This is a genomic window from Methanosarcina hadiensis, from assembly GCF_046529725.1.
Lineage (GTDB): Archaea > Halobacteriota > Methanosarcinia > Methanosarcinales > Methanosarcinaceae > Methanosarcina > Methanosarcina hadiensis.
The window spans coordinates 86,983-106,773 of record NZ_CP136241.1 but is presented as its reverse complement, the minus strand read 5'-3'; the positions used below and the strand labels follow the sequence as shown (position 1 = coordinate 106,773).

At 40.9% G+C, this 19,791-nt stretch carries 19 protein-coding genes; 6 read left to right on the top strand and 13 right to left on the bottom strand.

The features are described from left to right. Positions 1 to 243 precede the first annotated feature (243 nt). The 5 genes from RSJ42_RS00495 to RSJ42_RS00475 all read right to left on the bottom strand — a co-directional run bounded on the left by RSJ42_RS00495 (position 244) and on the right by RSJ42_RS00475 (position 6,160). On the bottom strand, positions 244 to 651 hold the full coding sequence (locus RSJ42_RS00495) for a CU044_2847 family protein (RefSeq protein ID WP_410508796.1): 408 nt from the start codon (positions 649 to 651) through the stop codon (positions 244 to 246). A 152-nt stretch (positions 652 to 803) separates the two neighbouring features. Continuing rightward, positions 804 to 2,225: a cysteine--tRNA ligase gene (gene cysS, locus RSJ42_RS00490; protein WP_410508795.1), complete on the bottom strand. Its 1,422-nt coding sequence runs from the start codon at positions 2,223 to 2,225 to the stop codon at positions 804 to 806. A 304-nt stretch (positions 2,226 to 2,529) separates the two neighbouring features. Beyond that, the gene (locus RSJ42_RS00485; protein WP_410508794.1) at positions 2,530 to 3,123 is read right to left on the bottom strand and encodes a Maf family nucleotide pyrophosphatase; all 594 of its coding nucleotides are present in this window, start codon (positions 3,121 to 3,123) and stop codon (positions 2,530 to 2,532) included. A 66-nt stretch (positions 3,124 to 3,189) separates the two neighbouring features. Continuing rightward, the gene (locus tag RSJ42_RS00480) at positions 3,190 to 5,208 is read right to left on the bottom strand and encodes a cation:proton antiporter (protein WP_410508793.1); all 2,019 of its coding nucleotides are present in this window, start codon (positions 5,206 to 5,208) and stop codon (positions 3,190 to 3,192) included. A gap of 292 nt (positions 5,209 to 5,500) precedes the next feature. After that, positions 5,501 to 6,160 carry a methyltransferase family protein gene (locus RSJ42_RS00475; RefSeq protein ID WP_410508792.1) on the bottom strand — a complete coding sequence of 220 codons (660 nt, stop codon included), beginning with the start codon at positions 6,158 to 6,160 and terminating at the stop codon, positions 5,501 to 5,503. A gap of 137 nt (positions 6,161 to 6,297) precedes the next feature. Here RSJ42_RS00475 and RSJ42_RS00470 point away from each other — a divergent pair, with 137 nt between their 5' ends. Continuing rightward, complete coding sequence (locus RSJ42_RS00470) at positions 6,298 to 6,903, top strand: cysteine hydrolase family protein (RefSeq protein ID WP_410508791.1); 606 nt, start codon at positions 6,298 to 6,300, stop codon at positions 6,901 to 6,903. 68 nt (positions 6,904 to 6,971) lie between these two features. Here the strand turns inward: RSJ42_RS00470 and RSJ42_RS00465 are convergent, their stop codons facing one another. From RSJ42_RS00465 to RSJ42_RS00455, 3 genes are all read right to left on the bottom strand, one after another. Continuing rightward, positions 6,972 to 8,255 (bottom strand): cation:proton antiporter, encoded by a 1,284-nt coding sequence (locus RSJ42_RS00465; protein ID WP_410508790.1) that lies wholly within the window; start codon positions 8,253 to 8,255, stop codon positions 6,972 to 6,974. Positions 8,256 to 8,716: 461 nt separating this feature from the next. Beyond that, positions 8,717 to 9,094 (bottom strand): DUF2769 domain-containing protein, encoded by a 378-nt coding sequence (locus RSJ42_RS00460; RefSeq protein WP_410508789.1) that lies wholly within the window; start codon positions 9,092 to 9,094, stop codon positions 8,717 to 8,719. 303 nt (positions 9,095 to 9,397) lie between these two features. Then, positions 9,398 to 9,850: a rhodanese-like domain-containing protein gene (locus tag RSJ42_RS00455; RefSeq protein ID WP_410508788.1), complete on the bottom strand. Its 453-nt coding sequence runs from the start codon at positions 9,848 to 9,850 to the stop codon at positions 9,398 to 9,400. Positions 9,851 to 10,212: 362 nt separating this feature from the next. Between RSJ42_RS00455 and RSJ42_RS00450 the strand changes: the two genes are divergently transcribed. The 3 genes from RSJ42_RS00450 (at position 10,213) to RSJ42_RS00440 (ending at position 11,607) form a co-directional block, all read left to right on the top strand. Beyond that, positions 10,213 to 10,689, top strand: coding sequence for a MarR family winged helix-turn-helix transcriptional regulator (locus tag RSJ42_RS00450; RefSeq protein WP_410508787.1), 477 nt, complete (start codon positions 10,213 to 10,215; stop codon positions 10,687 to 10,689). A gap of 244 nt (positions 10,690 to 10,933) precedes the next feature. After that, on the top strand, positions 10,934 to 11,425 hold the full coding sequence (locus RSJ42_RS00445; RefSeq protein WP_410510273.1) for a GNAT family N-acetyltransferase: 492 nt from the start codon (positions 10,934 to 10,936) through the stop codon (positions 11,423 to 11,425). Beyond that, positions 11,404 to 11,607, top strand: coding sequence for a hypothetical protein (locus RSJ42_RS00440; protein ID WP_410508786.1), 204 nt, complete (start codon positions 11,404 to 11,406; stop codon positions 11,605 to 11,607). The genes RSJ42_RS00445 and RSJ42_RS00440 overlap by 22 nt, the downstream gene beginning before the upstream one ends. A 93-nt stretch (positions 11,608 to 11,700) precedes the next feature. On the opposite strand, the gene RSJ42_RS00435 is transcribed toward RSJ42_RS00440, so the two are convergent. Next, positions 11,701 to 12,006: a hypothetical protein gene (locus RSJ42_RS00435; RefSeq protein WP_410508785.1), complete on the bottom strand. Its 306-nt coding sequence runs from the start codon at positions 12,004 to 12,006 to the stop codon at positions 11,701 to 11,703. A 619-nt stretch (positions 12,007 to 12,625) separates the two neighbouring features. On the opposite strand from RSJ42_RS00435, the gene RSJ42_RS00430 reads away from it, so the two are divergent. Next, positions 12,626 to 13,279: a ferric reductase-like transmembrane domain-containing protein gene (locus RSJ42_RS00430; protein ID WP_410508784.1), complete on the top strand. Its 654-nt coding sequence runs from the start codon at positions 12,626 to 12,628 to the stop codon at positions 13,277 to 13,279. Between the two features lie 257 nt (positions 13,280 to 13,536). Further along, on the top strand, positions 13,537 to 13,815 hold the full coding sequence (locus RSJ42_RS00425) for a CBU_0592 family membrane protein (protein ID WP_410510272.1): 279 nt from the start codon (positions 13,537 to 13,539) through the stop codon (positions 13,813 to 13,815). A 40-nt stretch (positions 13,816 to 13,855) separates the two neighbouring features. Here RSJ42_RS00425 and RSJ42_RS00420 read toward each other — a convergent pair whose 3' ends face one another. The 4 genes from RSJ42_RS00420 to RSJ42_RS00405 all read right to left on the bottom strand — a co-directional run bounded on the left by RSJ42_RS00420 (position 13,856) and on the right by RSJ42_RS00405 (position 19,585). Continuing rightward, complete coding sequence (locus RSJ42_RS00420) at positions 13,856 to 14,623, bottom strand: potassium channel family protein (protein ID WP_410508783.1); 768 nt, start codon at positions 14,621 to 14,623, stop codon at positions 13,856 to 13,858. Positions 14,624 to 15,025: 402 nt separating this feature from the next. Then, the gene (locus RSJ42_RS00415; RefSeq protein WP_410508782.1) at positions 15,026 to 16,765 is read right to left on the bottom strand and encodes a hypothetical protein; all 1,740 of its coding nucleotides are present in this window, start codon (positions 16,763 to 16,765) and stop codon (positions 15,026 to 15,028) included. Positions 16,766 to 17,292: 527 nt separating this feature from the next. After that, positions 17,293 to 18,606 carry a hypothetical protein gene (locus RSJ42_RS00410; protein WP_410508781.1) on the bottom strand — a complete coding sequence of 438 codons (1,314 nt, stop codon included), beginning with the start codon at positions 18,604 to 18,606 and terminating at the stop codon, positions 17,293 to 17,295. A gap of 298 nt (positions 18,607 to 18,904) precedes the next feature. Beyond that, positions 18,905 to 19,585, bottom strand: coding sequence for an alpha/beta hydrolase (locus RSJ42_RS00405; RefSeq protein ID WP_410508780.1), 681 nt, complete (start codon positions 19,583 to 19,585; stop codon positions 18,905 to 18,907). Positions 19,586 to 19,791 lie beyond the last annotated feature (206 nt).

Below are 19,791 nucleotides of genomic sequence, written 5' to 3'. Positions count from 1 at the left end.
TGCCGTGGCTGGTACTTATTTCTTCCTGGAACGCCTGAAAAGTTAAGGAGAGAAATAGAATAAAGAAAAAACAGTATTATCAGATCGATACGGGTCGGAATGAAGCTTGGCATAACCCTGCATGCTCGGTTAAGCTGAAATCAAAAAGTTCTTGGTTTATACAAACAGGCTATTTACAAACAGGCGATTCACATGAAAAAGTATTTATTCAGACTGAGAAAAGCCAAGTTTTAAAAACTGACTTTAGTCAGGTTCTTTCTCTCTATCCTTTTCTTCGTGCTTCCATGTAAGTGTTACTTTCAAGTTTGCATTCTTTTCTGACCTGGTAATGATTGCCTTCCCGTCTGTAGTGAGGAGAATGTTAAAGCCCATCTGCACCTGAGAAGGTCTACTCTCGGAAGAGATTTCCTCTACGGAATCCCCAACCATCTTCGAAAATTCCTTAATAAGAATCATTGCATTTTTAATCGAACTTATGGATCTCTCTTCTACAGCGTTCGCAGATACTAGCGTCATCTTTATAGAGCCAGTGCCAGGAATATGCCCCAGTTCGGCTAAAAGCGGTCTCACTTTTGCGGAGTTTTTTTCGGGTATTTGGCCCTGGTCTGTATCATTGTTCTTATTTTTATCAATAATGCTTTTAAGATTCATGCATTACCACCCCCAGAGGTAATACAGGGACGTATGAAAGAAAAAAAGGAATACGGCCCGGAAAGAGTGAATAAGATAAGAAAAGTAGTATATAATTAGATAAATAATTGATGTTTTTATTGGTAAATTTTCTAGTTTTAGCTTCTTATCTCTTAACTTTCTTCAGCTTTTTTCACTTTCGGCCCTTCTTTTGTGTCCTGCACGATATAGCCCAGGGATTTTATTTTCTCCCGGATTGCATCCGAAGTTGCCCAATCTTTCTTTTTCCGGGCGGCTTCACGATCCTCAACAAGTCTGAGCACTTCGTCTGGAACTTCTTCTTTCCCGGCCTGTGCAAAGATTCCAAGAGCATCGGAAAAACGCTTATAAAGGAAGCAAAGCTGTTCCAGGACCTGCCTGTTCCTTCCGCTCTCAAGATATAAGTTGGCTGTGCGCGAGAGTTCCCTGAAAACGGTTATTGCTTTAGGGGTATTGAAATCATCTTCAAGGGCATCCCTGAACTGATTTTCAAGTTCTGGAAGGATGTTAAGGATTTCTGCGTCTCCCGAGCCGGGTTTATCTTCCGCATTCCTCAGCGCAAATTCAAGGTTGGTAAGAGTCTCTTTAAGTTTCAGATAATTGTTTTTTGCGTTTTCTGCAAAGGACTCCGAATAGTCCAGTTTTTTCCTGTAATGAACTGAAAGGAACATGAAACGTACAACCTCACCCCCGTATTTTTCAACGATCTCGGGCAGGGTGAAAACATTCCCTTTTGACTTGCTCATCTTCTCCCCTTCGACAATAAGGTGCTCTCCATGAATCCAGTGGCATACAAAGGGCTTCCCAGTTGCACCTTCTGACTGAGCGATCTCGTTTTCATGGTGAGGGAAGATAAGGTCTACGCCTCCGATGTGAATATCAAGGGTTGGGCCAAAACTGTTCATTGCCATTACCGAGCATTCGATGTGCCATCCGGGGCGGACTTTTCCCCATGGGCTTTCATAATAAATCCCCCTTTCGATCTCTTCCAGGGTAGAGGCTTTAAGAAGAGCAAAGTCCCTCGGGTTGTCCTTGTCGTATTCATCCACATCTACGGATGCGCCAATTTTGATATTATCAAAATCGAGCTTTGAAAGCTTGCCGTAATCCGGAAACCCTGAAATCCGGTAATAGACAGACCCGTCTTTTTCGTAAGCCAGCCCTTTTTCGATCAGTTTCCGTGCAAGCTCAATCATGCCGTCAACATTTTCCGTGGCTCTTGGGTATGCTGAAGCCCGCTTTATGTTCAGCATATCAAGGCCTTTGAAGAATTCTTCAGTATACTTCTCCGTAAAGTCTTTGAGAGACATCCCTGCTGCTTTTGAATTCCTGATAGTTTTATCGTCTATGTCCGTAATATTCATGACGAGCCTTACTTTGTACCCGAGATATTCAAGTGTCCTGACTATGTTGTCAGTCATCAGGAAAGTCCTGTAGTTTCCAATATGAGGCATATTATAGACTGTTGGCCCGCAGGCGTAAATTGAAACTTCGCCTTCTTTTACAGGTTTGAATATCTCTTTATTTCTGGTCAGGGTATTATAGACTTGCAGCATTCTGAACGCCTCCCACTATTGAAAATTTTAGAAGATAAATGAAAAAAACATTTTTAAAATCCTGTCTTCTGTTATCAGCCAGATTACCGGTTTATCAGTTAATCAGATTTTTTTGCTCCATTATTCCTGATCGCCCTTATTATTCCTGGTTGCTCTTATTACTCCTGATTGCTTTATTATCCCTGATTTATCTTATTACCCGCAATTGTTTTATTACTTTTGCAAAGGCGATAAACTGCTGAATAAAAAGGACAAGACCTGAATCCTGATTGAAAAGTATGAGGCCTGATGCAAAAAGCAAAAATCAGGAAAATTCCTCATCAAATACCGACACTCCAAACCTTTCCAGAATTTTTCCAAGCCGGAAAAGAGGAAGCCCTACTGCGTTAAAGAAATCTCCTTCAACCCTCTCTACCAGGACTGCTCCTTTTCCCTGGGCTGCAAAAGCCCCGGCTTTGTCAAGAGGTTCTCCTGTCCTGATATATGCTGAGATCTGTTCTGCATTCATTTCAGACATCCAGATATCTGTTGATTCGTATTCGCTGATTTCCTGTGCGCTGTCAAGGTCCAGGACAGTAAGCCCTGTTACCACCCTGAATTTTTTTCCGTTTAGCTTTTTCAGCATTTCGTCGGCGTTTTCAGGAGAACTCGGCTTCCCCAGGACTTCACCATTATAGAGAACCGATGTGTCAGCAGAGATTATGAGCCCGGAGTCAAAGTGTTTTGCAACATCTCTTGCTTTCTCTATGGAATGTTTTATCAGGAGTTCTTCAGGGTTAAGGTCAAGCTGGGAAGGTTCTTCATATGAACTCGGATAGACAATAAAATTATCTCCTATCAACTGTTTAAGCAGTTCTTTCCGCCTCGGGGATGCAGACGCGAGAATTATCCTGCGCATGGGGAAAAGTCTGAACGGATAAGATATATCTCTATGCATGATAACGAAAAAAATAGTATTTTTCGCTTATGAATGGACGCTGTCAAAGAATTTCCGTATATTATACAGGTCTTTATTTTTCCCAAGAAGGATACATGCATCGTTTGCTTTGAGAAGGAAATCTCCGGCTGGAGTATGGAATATATTCGAGCGCCTGCGGACCGATATTACGGTTACTCCGTATTTTTTCCTGAAATCCAGTTCTGAAAGGGTTTTTCCGTCGAAGTTCGAGCCTTTTCCTACTTTGAGAACCTGGATATCTACTCCCGGAAGCTCATCCTTTATGCTGAACCCGTTGTCTATGCCCTGATCAACGACCAGTTTCCGCAGTCTTCTGTAACCATTGGCTCTCAAATCATTGACCATTTTTTCAATCTTATCCTTCGGGACGAGATACTTCTCGAGCAGGCGGACAAATATTTCTACCGAGGTTTCGTATTGTTCAGGAATTATTTCGTCTGCGCCGAGGGCATTGAGCCTTTTCATTTCCTGCAGGTCATGTACTTTTACAATGGTGCAGACACTGGGATTCAGCTCCTTTGCGGTTTCGACTATTTTTCTTGTGGTTACAGCATCGGATATTCCGATTACAATGACCCTTGCATTTTTTATTCCTGCATTTTCCAGTACGGCGCCAAAGGTTGCGTCTCCATATTGTATTTTTTCCCCTTTTGCCTTCTCCTGCTGCACAGTTTCAGGGTTTATTTCAACTATAAGATAGGGGATACCGGCAGCTTTTGCAGCTTTTGAAATTGTCTTCCCGGAAAAGCCAAACCCCACTATTATGAGATGATCTTTCATCTGAGGCTCGGCTATTTCTTCATTATAAAGAGGCTCGGAATAAATTCCATTAATTAGTTTCATACCGGAGGCTGTTTCTGAAACCTTTTTGACAATGAAATCAGCAGGCCTGTAGGAAGAGCTGATTAAAAAGGGTGTAACTCCCATAGTAAGGATTGAAACTGCCAGAAATGCCTGATAAACCTCCTGCGTCAGAAGGGAATATTCAAGCCCAAGCCTGGAAAGGACAAAAGAGAATTCTCCTACCTGGGACAGAGCAAGTCCTGTCAGTATGGTTGTGCGGAGAGGACAGCCAAGGAGCAGGGTTACGGAAACTGCGGCTATCAGTTTTACGATAATAAGAGCAATCGTTGCAAGAATTATAAGAGAAAGATGGTCAAGCAGATAATTGAGGTCCAGAAGCATGCCTACGGATACGAAAAAAAAGCTCATGAACATGTCTTTTAAAGGCATGATATTACCTATTGCCTGCTGGCTATATTGAGACCCTGAGATAATGATCCCGGCTAAAAAGGCTCCCAGAGCCAGGGACAGACCTATACTGTAGGTGAATACCGCGGCTGTTAAGCAGATGAAAACAACACTGACAAAGAAAAGCTGTTTGCTGCCGGTCTTGCCTACATGGTAAAGTATCGAAGGAACAACGAACTTGGCGCTCAGAATAAAAGCCAGAATAATTAAGGAGCCCTTGAAGAATATTTCAGGAAGCGCCCCTTCAAAATTCACAGAACTTCCTGCCAGTACAGGAGTGATAAGGATAAGGGGTACGATAGCAAGGTCCTGAAAGATGAGAATTGCCAGCGAGGTTTTTCCATGCGGAGTATCGACCTCATTCCTGTCCTGAAGGACTTTGAGAACTATTGCGGTACTGCTGAGCGAGATAAGCAACCCTATGAAAGCAGAAGTGGCAGAACTGAATCCAAGCTCTGTACAGCAAGCGAGCGCAAGCGCTGTTGTAAAGAGAATCTGAAGAGCTCCTCCTGCCAGTACAGCCTTTTTCATATTCCAGAGCTCTTTTAAAGAGAGATCAACTCCGATGGTAAAGAGCAGGAAAACAACACCGAGCTCGGCATTCAACTCCATGTTTTGCCCACTGTCCATAATCCCAAGCCCATGAGGCCCTATCAGCATTCCTGTTACAAGAAAGCCCAGAACAGGGGGAACTTCAAATTTGGAAAATATGGTTAAGATAAGGATAGCAAAACCCAGAATTATATCGACATGCGCCAGTACAGAGAGATCCATTTCGTTTTACTCCTCTGGAAATCACAAAGGTATTTATAAATTCTTAAAGTAGGCTCTCCCGAATTTACGAAAGGCTCAATGGAATGAGGTTCATGAGACATTATTTTATTCACCCGCCCAGCAGAATCATCTGTTTAAATGAACAAATATTTAACAACAGATATAGTATTTTCGGTAGAAAAAAGAAAAAAATAATCTGGAGGCATATGCAGTTTTCAGGAATACCTCTATGATTTACCAGGGTAGATTATTGCTAAAAATTTTGTATGTAGATTGAAGTTTTAACCGAGAATTACCACAATTTGGGAATAAGTTTAGAGGTCCTTTTTATATAATCTCCATATCCTTTCACATCCCTGATTAAAACTTCTTCCTCCAGTTTCAACCTGTGCAGAAAGAGGAAAATCAGCACTATCGAGATGCTGAGAGAATAATACGCATTGAGCATAAGAGGAATACCGATAGCCTGTAAGATATTCCCTGCATAAGCCGGGTGCCTTATAAACCTGTACGGCCCGCTTTCGATAAGCTCATGGTTTTCCTTAATCTCTATGTGGACAGAGAAGTATTTTCCCAGGGACCTTATTCCCCATGCCCTCAGAACCGTTCCGGATACTGTCAGCAATGCTCCTGTGGCTGTAACAGCAAAGAAATACCCCGGGAAAAGGCTGTATTCAAGGACTGGCAAAATTAAAAGCAGCCACCAGAATATAAGAAGCAGATAACGTGTCCATCTGCTTGACTGGATCCCTGAAAAGTCCGATCCCCTGTATGCATATTTTTCTGCCTGCAGATAGAATATAAGAACTCCTGCATAAATATAAAGAGGCGAATGATTTAAAGAGTTCCAGTTCCTGTCAAGAACCATCAAAGTTGCAGCTGCCAGCAACAGCGCAGGTATACTTATGATCCAGCTTATCCGGTCTGCGTTTTTATTTTTGAGCTTAACCATAGAATGGTTAATGAGAATAACTGTTCTTTAATTTTTTTCCAAATTTTCAGCATCTTCCATGAACTCATTATAGTACTCAAAAACTACCGTTCTTAAAAACTTAGGCAATTTTCAAAAGAGGTTGATAACAAAAAAGGTTGAGAACAAAAGAGGTTGAGAAAACCGTCAAAAATATCATTATTGACAACTTCTTTAGCAGTATGAAAGAAGCTCTTCTTCTTATTGACATCCAGAACGATTATTTCCCGGGCGGCATGATGGAACTTGCAGGCATGGAAGACGCAGCAAAAAAAGCGGCTGATCTCCTTAAATCATTCCGTGCTGCTGGCAAGCCGATCTTCTTTATAAGGCACCTTTCTACCAGACAGGGAGCTGCCTTTTTCATACCCGGGACGCCCGGAGCAGAGATTCATGCAGGTGTCCAGCCCCTTCCTGGAGAAACAATCATTGAAAAGAATTTTCCGAATAGTTTTTTTAAAACCGAACTGCTCTCAATGCTTAAAGAAGCAGATGTGACAGATCTGGTAATCTGCGGAGCAATGAGCCATATGTGTATAGACACAACAGTCAGGGCTGCAAAAGAACTGGGTTTTACGTCTATTCTGGTTGCAGATGCCTGTGCAACCCGCAACCTTAAATTCGGAGATCAACTCCTGCCTGCAAGTACGGTTCATGCGGCTTTCATGGCTGCGCTGGACGGCATGTTTGCAACTGTTATGACTGCAAAAGAATACCTCTCTTAAAGGTTCAATTCCAAAATTTTCGTAAATTATATCTCAAAATCCAATTTCTATAAATTTATTTCCTGGCGTTATGCCTCTGATTTTTTGGACTTATCCTGACCGTAGCCTGAAAGATCAGAGTCCTGTTTTGACTCTCCAGCGGTATGTTTTCCGTAATATTTTATGAAGGGAGTTGCGGTTATCCCGTGGAGTACAGTTGACACGCAAACTATGAGGCTGACTACAGGCCATATCTCCATTATTCCGGTTTGTCTCATTGAAACCTGGGAATAGTAAAAGGCTCCTATACCGACAGGACCGAACCACCCCAAAAAAAGCATTTCCAGGTTACTCCTGATATCCGGCACATGGGATTTGATGAACAAAAGAACAGGCAGGCGGTGCAGCAGAAGCACCAGAAAAGCAAGAACCGGACCTTCCCATCCCAGTTTTGCCCATTCCTGCCAGGGTAAGACAAGGCCAAGAAGAGTGAATATCGGGATCATGAAAAACCTGTCCACGCCTTCAACAACATGCTCTTCTTCATGCCTTTCCTCCTCGGTTGATACCATGCTGAAAATAGTACCTGCAACAAAAACGGCAAGTATGCCATCACCACCGGCAAGTTTCACACCTCCGAGTACCAGCAGGGTAAGAGCCAGGCAATAAGCGTAATAAGAGGATATGTCAATAGTACCTTTTCTTTCTGCACTCTTTAACATGCGGCCGGAAACATAGCCAGCGGCAGCTCCAAGAATAATGGAAAGGCCAGCTTCCAGGAAGAAGATGTGTACCAGCCAGAAATTTAATGCTTCGGCAGGCCTGAGATTCATCAATAGAATAGGGAAAATTACGAAAAGATAAGCAAGACCTTCATTTGAGCCTGATTCTGTCAGAAGAAGGTTCCTTAACCTCGAAGGAAGGCTCTTTTCCGCCAGTTTTCCGCTTACAACGGATAAAGTAAGGATTGGGTCGGTTGGAGTAATAATAGCTCCTATGAGCAGGGCTACGATAAATCCAAAGTCTGTAAACCAGTACACGAGCAGGCTGCTTGCAAGCCACCTGAAAGGCATCGCGATTCCAAGCATAACTGCTACTGAACGCCAGTGCCCTCTGGTATAGAAGGAAGGAACCCGAAGTGCAACTCCCATAACACCAACCGCAGCCGCTAACCGTGCAGTTTCTTCAAGAAGCTCGTGGCTCCAGACATTGATGTCAAAAATCCCCAATCCTGCCGGGCTCAATAAGATTCCGAGAACGAGAGCTACAACAGGCTCGGATAGGCTTAATTTTTTAATTACCTCGGAGATAATTCCCAGAAAGAAAACCAGCCCACCTATGATAATCAGTACTATGTTAATCGTCTCTTCCATTCCCCACTAACCCCAGAAAGCTACTTTTTACTTAATCATTTTTTGATGATCCGTTTAAAATTAATAACCAGGACAGATATTTGTAATTATATATTAAGATATATATTTTTTAATTTGTATCTAAAACTATTAGGAAGTATTTTATAAACTGGAAATGAATTAGTTAATTATTTTATATAATTTAATTAAATTAAATAGGTCTGGTTTAGATAGAACACCTGATAGAACAGAAAGTCCTTGAAAAAAGTCCTGGAAGAAATTAAAAGAATTAACAGGGACTGTTGACTATTGAAAAATAGATAGCGGGCCTGTAAGATATTTAAAGATAGAGATATCAGGATAAAAATATTGAGATAAAAATGTTAAGATAAAAACGTTAAGATAAAAACGTTAAGATAAAAATATTGAGATAGATATATTAAGGTCCACTATCATCAAACAGGAACACACAGGATAAGAAATCAGGGCGCTCTCCCATGATGACAGAAGTGATTGTTGGGATCACCTTCTTTGAGATTGTACTCTTTCCATACATCGCATGTGCCGCAGATACACTGTCTGCCGGGATCAAGATCCTGGCATGTAGCCTTGCCTGTAGAGCAGTATATCCCTGGAACGTCCTCCGGAGGAGGAACCTCTCCCGCAGGCATACTCTTAATTTTTTGTTCTGAACTCTTGAGTTTGTCCTGTGCACACTGGCTATCAGCCTGGACAGGACATTGTGAGCATTTGCACCTGTTAATGTTCTCCAATGAATAAGCAACTCTTGAATCCTTACCTCCAGATTCTGAGAATTGTCTCCCTTCGGCTGGCTCTGGTCTATCTTTACCTTTCTCCATACTATCCCCTGACATTACTATAAATCCAATATTATAATTTAAATTTCACTTCAGGTTTAGATTTTCAGGGCATAAAAGCCTTTCCAGTTATAGAACGAATATGAAAAAGTGATCAGAAGAAGCTTTATAAGCCTGAAATCATCAGTTAAGAAAAAAGAAGCATCCAGGGCCACAAAAAAAGAATAATGGATCATAAGAATGAATTTACAGGTTTTAGAACCCTTAAAGGATTAAGAGCGGCCGAGTATATTTCTTACCTAATTTTGATTGTTTATTGCTGAATCCCGGTTTTACAAATTCCAGTTACTGTTTCTCCGAACCTTCAACCGGATACCCTGCCGCTATCCAGGCGTTAATGCCCCCTTCCATGTTGTATACCTGCTCGTATCCGGCGTTTATAAGGATTTTACTTGCAGAAACGCTTCTATGCCCTGATCTGCAATAAACCAGTATTTTTTTGTTTTTGGGAACCTCATCTACGCGGGCTTCAAGCAGATTATCCGGACTTAAACCGGATCCGGAAGCGTTAGTTACAGGAATCAGAGTTGCACCTTTGACGTGAGAAGAATTGAACTCTGAGGGTGTACGGACATCAAGTACGAATACATCGTCTTTTTCTACCATCTTCTTTGCCTCTTCAACATTCACGTTCTTAATCCCGGCAGGAGTATATCCACTCCGCGGCGCAAAGATCATTACTGCAATTAAAATTACTAAAAAAGAGGCAAAATATAATAATATCTGTTTGTTCAGCAAGGACTCCTCCATATATTATTGGTAAAGGCAAGGATAAGATAGCCATAAACAGGCAGGGATCTCTTAAAATGTCACTGATATAACAGGCTTACCTGAGTATAAAACCATTCCGGAGTACCCTGATATTTCAGCGATCTGCTGTGGTTTTGAACCTGACAGCAGGCATAGCAGGAGATGTGCAGACTGCTTTTTGATGAATTCCATAATCACTTATTAGCAGAGGGCAAACACCTGAGGCTAATTAAAACGCTCTGAATAAACAGGAAAAAAGAGAGCTCTGTCGTATAAAAAAGAATATAAAGAACTCGATTCTAATTCAGAGTGACAAACTTGCACATTAAAACACTCCCGGGGAAAAATAATTGGATAAACCAGGCCTGGACGAAAAAGTAGATTCGCTTATAGAGGGCGGAATCCGGATCCTGAATAAAGCTTACGCTCTTGAAAAAAAACCTGTTGATATAGGGCACGGTGTGCTTCTGTACCCTTCGGAATTCCATCTGATTGAAGCTGTCGGTAAAAATCCGGCGGAAAATATGACTTCAATAGCTTACCGCCTGGGAGTAACTAAAGGGGCAATCTCCCAGATGGTTAAAAAGCTTGAGAAAAAAGGACTCGTGGAAAAGGTCAGGACTCCGGAGAATAAAAAAGAGATCACGCTCAAACTGACAGAATTTGGGAAGGAAGCTTTTGAATGGCACAGATCCCTCCATGAATTGATGGAAGCCGGGATAAGAAGGGAGCTGGAGAAGATGAGCGATACAGAAATAGAAGCATTTCTCAGGGTTTACGGGCATCTTGAAGGGATGCTTGACAGATGTATCGAGGGATACAGGTAAAGTGCCACGCCAGTCCTGGGCAATCTGGAGGCTAAATTTCAAATCTCAACCTGAATAAGAATTTTGTTTAGCAGCTAAATTAAAATAGTAAGCTGCAAATAAACAGTATAGCTGCTATACAATATTAAAGGCAGGTTTAGTGAGCTCCAGAAAACAGAAAAAGAGCTTCAGGTCTTAATCAAGCGGATAAAGCCTTTGTTATCAAACGGATTAAGCCTTTAAAGCAGGAAAACAGGTGAGTAAAATGGAATATAAATTTCTTCCAATCTCTCCCGAAGACAGGGAGGATGTAATTGATACATTCAACTACTATATCGAGAACAGTTTCGCCGCTTATCCCGAAACCAGAGTTCCTTATGAATTCTTTGATTTTTTTCTTCAGGCTATTTCAGGATATCCGAATGCTGTCGTAAAAGACGAACATGAAAATTTCCTGGGTTTTTGCATGCTCCGCCCTCATTCGCCAATGCCCACTTTTTCCGGAACAGCCGAGATTTCTTATTTTATCAGGCCAGAGCATACTGGGAAGGGAATCGGTTCCGTGATGCTTGAATTTCTTCTCTCAGGTGCGAAAGAAAAGAGGCTTCACTGCATCCTGGCAAGCATTTCTTCCCTCAACGAAGGAAGCATCCGTTTCCACAGCCAGCACGGTTTTTCCGAGTGTGGGAGATTCAAAGAGGCGGGAAAAAAGAAAGGAAGATTCTTTGATACAGTATGGATGCAAAAGTTACTTTAAAAAATGTTAAAGCGGTTTTTTGTAAAGCCTCCGTCAACCACCATGAGACTGAAATCGCATTGATGATGGATCGGAAAAGGAAAACTGTAACCGGTACAGGCTACAATGCGAAAAATCAGAAAAATGTAAAACCAGGCAAATTAGTCAGTCCACTTTTATTATTGTCAGCTGGCATCGGGTAGGGACTGGATACCTGACTGGAGGACCGTGCAAACAGGTTGTTACTGGTTTTACATTTTACACTTTCGCAGTATCACTATCCGTTATCATACAGGTTAGAATATGCCGCAACCTATTCCGCTATGGAATACGTTCCCAAAAAGTAGCGATAGAATATCAAAGAAAAAGAAAGAGCCGCATTTCTTCTTAGGATCACACTTTATTTTAGGGTCACATTTTATTTTAGGGTCACATTTTATTTTAGGGTCGCACTTTATCTTAGGATCACACTTTACTTTAGGATCGCACTTTACTTTAGGATCGCACTTTTTTTCCTCGCATGCACTTGCTGAAGCAGCTGTCAATGACATTACAAAAAAGAACAGCACCAGAACAGCAAATGCTCTCTTTAATTTTCCCATATGTTTACACCCCATGATATTTTCTGATACAATTCCAGAGTAGCAGGTTCAGTCTACATCCAGTGGCGACACATTGGAAAATTTTATTTTGCCAATTAATAATATAACAGGTTCTTCAATTAACCAGCAAATTGTTTCCTTTTTTGTGTACCGTGGAAGTAATATTAATTAAACCACACGCTACACCAGCAAATTGTACCAACATGAGATTAAAACCAGTGAGATATAATATATATGGAAATATAAATTAGAATATATGTTATATTAATAAATATATAATTGATTGGATATAAGTTCGCAGTATATTATAGAAAATTTTGTTTTTGGGTTTAAGCGCTCCAGAAATTATAATGAAAGATACATTCGTGCCTGGAGAGAATACTTACAGAGATGATTTTTACCATTTATTAAAGAAATGTTATGGGAAGATATATTCCATAGAATCTGGTTTATGTGATTAAAGTCATTTATAGAATGGAATCCTGAATACCGAACCTAACCGGAGATAAACATTATAAGAGACTTATAATGAGTTTCCATGAGTAAAGGAGCCCTGGAAATCCCTATCTAATAAAACCAGTAAAAATTACTTGAGAGAATATGCTTTAGCAGGAATGGAGTGGGTAAAGAAATGAGTGAAAATCCGGACAAAGCAACTTCAGCCAAAAAAGCACCTGATAAACAATTCTACTTAATATACGGCATTATTCTGGTGGTTGTTTTATTTATAACATATATTCTCCTTCAGAGACCAGGGGAGCCTTTGAGGATGGTAGCACGGTTTGCAGCAACGTTCGGTTACCTGGCAGTTTTTCTTTCAATACTCAGCTCTGAATATATGGCCAGAATGAGAAAAATATCAGGACTGCCCTTTTTGAAAGCTCATCATAACCTGGCAAGAATAGGGATTCTGCTAATCATTATTCATCCATTAGCTCTTGCTCTTGAAGCGCAGGACTTTACGATTTTTTTACCTGTGTTTTATCCGATAGAAAGGTTCCTTGCGCTTGGAGGGAGAACCGCATTTTATCTCTTTTTACTGGCTGCCGGTATTGCTCTGTATAGAAAAAGATATAGAAACTGGAAAAAAGTACATTACCTCAGCTACCTGGCTTTTTTGCTTGTCTCAGCTCATGCATTAATGATAGGCAGTGATTTCAGAGTTGAGGTAATGAGAATTCTTGCATTTGTTATGGCAGTTACAGTAACAGGCATATTCATACATAAAAGGTCAGGTACAAAGACAGGAGCCAGGCGGAAAAAAAGCAGTTAAGCCCAATAGAAAAAACAGTTAAGCAGGCAGAAAAAACCGATCAGTTAAGAAATGTAGACAGTATATTAGAGTAAAATTTACGGAGCAGAAGCTACGGAGCAGGATTTACGGAGTAGAATCAAAGGAACAGGATTTACGGAGTAGATCAAAGGAGCAGGATTTACGGAGTAGATCAAAGGAGTAAAGCATTTTACTGACCATGACTGGAAAAAGATATATGGATAAAATATATTCCCACCCATGGTTAAACTTTCAGTATAGCTGGCTCTACAGGTGTACTCCTGCCACTGCTAGCATTTTTCCTTAATCTCTTCAAGGCCCTGATGCAGGACACAAAAACCTATGCAATACTTAACGTGCTTGGTGCAGGACTTTCATGCTATACTTCAACAATACTGATTGATTACATGCCTTTCGTAATTCTGGAAGGAACACGGGCACTCGTAGCCTTTATCGGGCTGATCGGTCTGTTTAAAGTTCCGAGGAAATTTGAAATGAGGAATAAGGGGCATCCGGTAAAATCAGATAAGATCTGACTAAGGTCTTTATTCGCAAGAGATTTACTTACAATATATCTTAAAACTGCTTTTTTTCGTTTTCCGGGAGCTTATTCTTCTCACTGGAAAGCCGCTGCACTTCCTTACGCAACTCAGCAATCTCTTTTGAACTGGCGTCCTTTTCTTTTCCAACAAGAAGGCTTGCAAGGGCTGCAGTGATATACCCAAAAATGGCAAAAGCATAAACAGATAACAAAAAAGTTAATATTCGTCCTTCGACAGTTTTTGGCCAGTAATCACTTCCTATTGTCGTCATAATCATTGCCGTCCACCAGAAAGCATCCCAATAGGAACCAAGCCCAGGGCGTTCAAAATTATACATTCCCGCGGCTCCGATAAAAGTTACCAGAGCTGTGAGGAGCAGGACATATTGCAGACCTCTCTGTTTTACTGCTTTCCTTACAGTCCTTATGCTCCTGTTAAACGAAGAAAGGATTCTGGCAAGGTTAAAAGACCGGATAAAACTTGAAAGTTTAAACAGCCTGAATCCCCTGAATATTTTTAGTACCCGCAGGGCAGGCAGAAATAAAGAAAGGGCAACAAACCAGTTTTCTTTTATATATACCTTTTTTTTAGGAGCAATAAATAATTCAATGAAAAAATCCACTATGAAAATGCCCCAGATAACCATGCTCGCTGTTTGCAGAGTTGATGAGAGCCCGTAAACAAATTCAATAACAATAAGAGCCAGCCATATAACTGACAGTATAAGGAGAGGAAAATCAAAGATATCATTGATCTGGGAAAGTAAATCCATACGTTCCTGCTGAAGTTTTTCTCTGTCCATATGCTTTTCTCGTCTAAATTATACGAAAAAATAAAAAGATATACGGGATAGTAAAAGGAAAACCTGTGAATATTATTAGTCTCATGAGATCATTTAAGCTATCTCAGTCAGACCTTTTTTAGTTAGAAAACTCCTTGTTCGGTTAATACCTCAATCTAAAGAAAAAAATCAAACAAGTTATTCTCGAGAAAAGAGTTTATTGAACGTATCAGAAAAGATGTTAAGATACCCCTTAAATTCTCAGGCTCTTGATTCCGTGCAGCATTTCAGAAAAAAAGAAGGGAAAGGACTGCAAATAACATGTGTTTACAGCCCAAATCTCCTGTTTACAGCCCATATTTCCTGACCGGAGATTTCAGGCATATCATCCATTTTCCGGCAGAAATAACTGTTGAGAACTTATTACGTATCGTTATTCGTATCGTCATTGCCCGTTGTGTCATCTGCTGACATGTCTTCAGCGGTATCATCAGTTGTATCGTCTACTGTCATATTAGCAGTCGTATCCGTCGTGTCGTCTTCAGTATCATCCATCATCGTGTCATCTTCAGTCAAACCGCCTGTCATACCATTTCCGCCAGCATCGTCTTCAGTCGTGTCGTTCATGTCATCCATTACTGATGCAACGAATTCCAGTCCTGTTGCATTAAGGGCTCCAATGTCAGTGAAGTTATTCAGTTCGTATTCCCGGTCAGAGCCTTCAGGTGTGAAGGTAAAGGTCCCTTCTGTGAGGTTTACCGCATCATCGTATAATACGGTAAGATCCGAGTTTATATTTTCCTCCCCTTCTGTTTCATTGCCAATCATAATGTTAGCTACGTAAATCGCTTCCTCGATTACTGCTTCTCCATTCTCTTCAGTTGTATACCAGAAGCTAAGGATATCTCCTTCAGTTACATTGTTCATCCCAAACTCCTGTTCTGCCGGCTCCCCGTTTATGTAGACTAGCCACGTAAAATCTGCTTCGGTATCGTTTTCGATTTCTTCAATACTTTCAAGCACGAATGGCACATTTGTTACGTTACCAGTCATATTGCCGGTCATGTTACCGGTCATATTGTCGGTCTGATCCCCGGTTACATTTCCAGTCATGCCACCTGTCATATTCCCGGTCATATTGTCAGTCATATTGCCGGTCATGTTACCTGTAACGTTATCAGTTACATTGCCGGTTACATCACCAGTAACATTTCCGGTCGCGTTCATGAAATTAAGGATTTCAAGACCTTCGAGCTCGGGTTCGTCAAATGCTACATGGATGAAGGGCTGCTCTTCGCCGTCAGGTAAAGTGTAGTTGGTAGGTACCGGTTCCTCGACCATTGTCCCATTATCAGCCATAATCATATCAGGCATTACAAGATGGACCTGTATCCCCTGGTGAGGCAGTTCATTGTCAAAGAGCAGCCTATAACCGTCTTCCTCCGAGCTTCTTACACGTTCGGTTGCTATAGCATGTATGACTCTGTTATCGCTGACAAGAGTCCCGTTTATGTACAATTCTCCTGCACCCCAAACAGCCCCGTATGCGTAAGAAGTTGGCTCCATACGAGTATCTATGGAAGATCTGCCATGGGCGATTCCATCAATAACCACACCGCCAAGAACAGGATGGAACTGTCCAACGTGAGTGACATTTGTCAGGACTACACGGTATTCGATTTCACCTGTGGGATCAGTGAAGTTAAATTCAGCTTCAGCTGTATCCTCGGATTCATTTACATCCACAGGAGTCATGTCCATCAGGTTCATGGTAAAGGAACCATTGATACGCGAGAAATTATCGGAATAAGGCGTATCATGTGTTGTTGCGTTAAACTCAGTTCCTTCGTCATTTAACGACCTGTTCTCTATTGGGACACCAATTTCTTCTTCAAATCCCAGTGGCATTCTCGAGGTTCCGAATATTACAGGATCGAGCCGCCGTGGGCCTGGAAGGATCCATTTAACGTCTCCACCAGATTCCTGGTTTACATAAACTGTTTTATTTGAAAGCGTGCTTATGTTTCCAGGTGTGCTCATGTTTCCTTCGTCTTGGGATACGTTCCCTGCCTGGGTTGTATTGTTCTCTCCGGTCTGTGCCTGAGCAAATCCAAGAGAAAACAGGCATATAACCAGCAGAGAAACTATTAATTTCATTTTCATTCTATACCCCCATGTGCGAATCCAGTCCCCTGGACCAATTGCACAGATAATATATTAATAAATAAAAATGGTTTATATTAAAATCGCTTTAATAATAAAGGTTGAATTTATAAATACTTACTCTTTATTAAGTATACAAACGGTTAGACAAATATTCAAAATCAGCAGATTTTCCGAGAGTATATATAAAAAATTATGTCTGCTTTAATTCGCTATCTCCGTACACAAGCAATTCGCAGCCTGCATGAAAATTTTTGAGAATATGGTTTAAAACTTATCCGAATCGAAAAGTTATGTTCAATCTTAATATTTAGAAGAGCCGGACAGGATAAGTGAGAAGGCAGGCTTAAATATCAGAAACCGCCGGACAAAAAAATGTTAAAAAAATACTTAAATTGAAAAAGATGACTGCAAATCCTAAAGCTATAGGCCTGCAGCCTCTTAATTTTAATCAACTTCGTGATTAAAATATTGATAATATTTCTTTTGACGCATTACATATTACGCAGACATTCTGACTAACGTATTTATTCCATATCTTCATCAATCATATTGTCTGTGTCTTCGGTCATGTTGTCTGTGTCTTCGGTCATGTTGTCTGTGTCTTCGGTCATGTTGTCCGTGTCTTCAGTCATGTTGTCTGTGTCTTCAGTCATGTTGTCTGTGTCTTCGGTCATGTTGTCCATGTCCTCGACCGCTTCACCTATACCTTCGATTGTGGCCATTCTTTGAGTTATTTCAGCAGTAATGTCCTTGGTTACAATTCTAATTGTATCATCCATGCTTCTGACGATGGTTACTGTTCCGGTTACATTATACATATCTTCCATGTTTTCTTCGTCAACCTCGTTGAAGTCCTCAATGTTTCCGATTATGGCCGTATCGCCACCCATTACTGCAATCAGGTCGGCAATTTCTTCTTCCATATCTTCTTCTTCGGTCTCGTTATCAACCAGACCTCTGATGATAACCATTCTGGAGGTCAGATCGTATTCCATTTCAGTCGCATTTTCAGTAGCATTATTCGTAGCCTGGTCCATGGCAAGGTTATCAATAGAGTCTGCCACTTCGTTTATGTCACCTATGTTTCTGAGCACAACCATTTGTCTGGTCATATCGCCTGTTATTTCTCCTGTCATGGTTCCGGTCATAAGCTCGGTCACGTTATCGGTCTCATTTCCGTCATTTGCTTCATCAACCGTATCGAACGTGACGCTTCCAGTCATATCACCGACCATTACCACAGTCATGTCTTCGGTGGCGTTCATGCCATTGGTGGCATTATCCATGCCATTTGTGAAGTTATCCATGCCATTTGTGAAGTTATTCATGCCATTTGTGAAGTTATTCATGCCATTTGTGAAGTTATTCATGCCATTTGTGAAGTTATTCATGCCATTGGTGGTGTTATTCATGCCATTGGTGGCGTTATTCGTTTCTCCGAAAATAACCACTTTCCCATCTACATCATCTATATCGCCGACCATGACCGCTCTTTCGGTCATATTGCCAAGGTCTCTGATCAGGAATATCCTTCCGGTCACATCATACATCGTACCCTCAGTGACATTATTCATGCCATCTGCAGCGCCGTCATCAAAGATATCTGTGATGTTACCCCCAACACCATCTGTGGCGTTATCCATGCCGTCGGTCTCGTTTTCCATTTCGACCATAACCATGTTCCCGTCTATATTACCTGTAATGGTTTCAGTAATATTTCCGGTCATGGTTACTTCTATTTCATCCATATCTCCAAGCATGTTGTTTTGTGCCTGTGCACCTACAATAGATAAGGTTATGCACAGCACCAGCAAAGGAATTATCAATTTCGTTCTCATTCTTTACCCCCATATGAGTTTGACCGTCACGCCAACTGCATTTACATCCCGTTAATTAAATAAAAATTGATTTAATATTAAGCACTTTAATAATAAAGATTGAATTTATAAATAATTAACCATTATTTAACTATACTAAGGGTTATTTAGAGTTTCAAGGTCAATGGGCGCTTTAAAAGCACGATTAACCATTAAATTATATTTTTATTCCTTAAAGGGGGTGCGATAAAGAAACTTTAAAAAAAGACTCTTCTAAACCGTGACTTTCGAAAATAAAGGTCAAAAAATAGAAAATAATTCATATTAAGTAGTTTTCAATCCACTTTTTTACTTCTGCATATACTTCGTCCGAGACTTCCGCTAAACCATGCCCTGCTCCTTCATATATTGTGAGTTTCTTTGGTTCATGTGCCAGAGAGTATGCATATACCGAACTCCCCGAAGGCAGTGTCCTGTCCTCGTCTCCGTGGATAAGAAGCACGGAAACCCCTTCTGCCAGATTTGAGATGGGACTGATCCCGAGACTTTGAGTTGAAAGAGTTACTATTGTTTTCACAGCATTTTCATTATGAGCAGCCTGAACAACCACTGCCCCTCCAAAAGAATGCCCTATAAGCCCAAACCCGGTAATGCCTTCCCCCTTCAGGAATTGAATTCCTGCAAGCACATCCATTGCGGCTTCTGCCAGATCAGTGGGATATCTGAACCTGACCCTCAGCGAACTTATTCCAGAATCAAGCAAGTCAGTACACAAACGGGGATAAAGGCCGTTTGCAGGCGTATCAAAGCCTCCCCCAATTCCCCCAACCATAATCACTGCTCTGTCCGCACCCTTTACTGCATAATAACGGCATTCAACCTTTCCGCGGCTTGTATCTATTATGACGGATTCAAACCCATCCCCTGGTTCTTTTTTCATACCAAGAATATCAGCTTCCAGTATCTCGTCCCCGAATTCGGTTCTCTTTCTCCCAGACATACATGTATTTAAAACTCCGGTTTATTAGGCATTTATGGATGGTATTAAGTAATTCAATAAAAAGTAACAAAACATGCATTAAGAAATTAGATCAGAAAAGAGTTCGGGAAACCGGAAATTAAATCGGATTAAAATGAGCCTTAAAAGTAAATATAAAGGAAAATAAGACATAACCACATTTTTAAGCAAAACATAGTCCTGGAAAA

Bases quoted from the DNA above. Each gene is read 5' to 3' on its own strand.
- RSJ42_RS00495 (WP_410508796.1), bottom strand. From the start codon at position 651: ATGAATCTTAAAAGCATTATTGATAAAAATAAGAACAATGATACAGAC.
- cysS (WP_410508795.1), bottom strand. From the start codon at position 2,225: ATGCTGCAAGTCTATAATACCCTGACCAGAAATAAAGAGATATTCAAA.
- RSJ42_RS00485 (WP_410508794.1), bottom strand. From the start codon at position 3,123: ATGCGCAGGATAATTCTCGCGTCTGCATCCCCGAGGCGGAAAGAACTG.
- RSJ42_RS00480 (WP_410508793.1), bottom strand. From the start codon at position 5,208: ATGGATCTCTCTGTACTGGCGCATGTCGATATAATTCTGGGTTTTGCT.
- RSJ42_RS00475 (WP_410508792.1), bottom strand. From the start codon at position 6,160: ATGGTTAAGCTCAAAAATAAAAACGCAGACCGGATAAGCTGGATCATA.
- RSJ42_RS00465 (WP_410508790.1), bottom strand. From the start codon at position 8,255: ATGGAAGAGACGATTAACATAGTACTGATTATCATAGGTGGGCTGGTT.
- RSJ42_RS00460 (WP_410508789.1), bottom strand. From the start codon at position 9,094: ATGGAGAAAGGTAAAGATAGACCAGAGCCAGCCGAAGGGAGACAATTC.
- RSJ42_RS00445 (WP_410510273.1), top strand. From the start codon at position 10,934: ATGGAATATAAATTTCTTCCAATCTCTCCCGAAGACAGGGAGGATGTA.
- RSJ42_RS00440 (WP_410508786.1), top strand. From the start codon at position 11,404: ATGGATGCAAAAGTTACTTTAAAAAATGTTAAAGCGGTTTTTTGTAAA.
- RSJ42_RS00435 (WP_410508785.1), bottom strand. From the start codon at position 12,006: ATGGGAAAATTAAAGAGAGCATTTGCTGTTCTGGTGCTGTTCTTTTTT.
- RSJ42_RS00420 (WP_410508783.1), bottom strand. From the start codon at position 14,623: ATGGACAGAGAAAAACTTCAGCAGGAACGTATGGATTTACTTTCCCAG.
- RSJ42_RS00415 (WP_410508782.1), bottom strand. From the start codon at position 16,765: ATGAAAATGAAATTAATAGTTTCTCTGCTGGTTATATGCCTGTTTTCT.
- RSJ42_RS00410 (WP_410508781.1), bottom strand. From the start codon at position 18,606: ATGAGAACGAAATTGATAATTCCTTTGCTGGTGCTGTGCATAACCTTA.
- RSJ42_RS00405 (WP_410508780.1), bottom strand. From the start codon at position 19,585: ATGTCTGGGAGAAAGAGAACCGAATTCGGGGACGAGATACTGGAAGCT.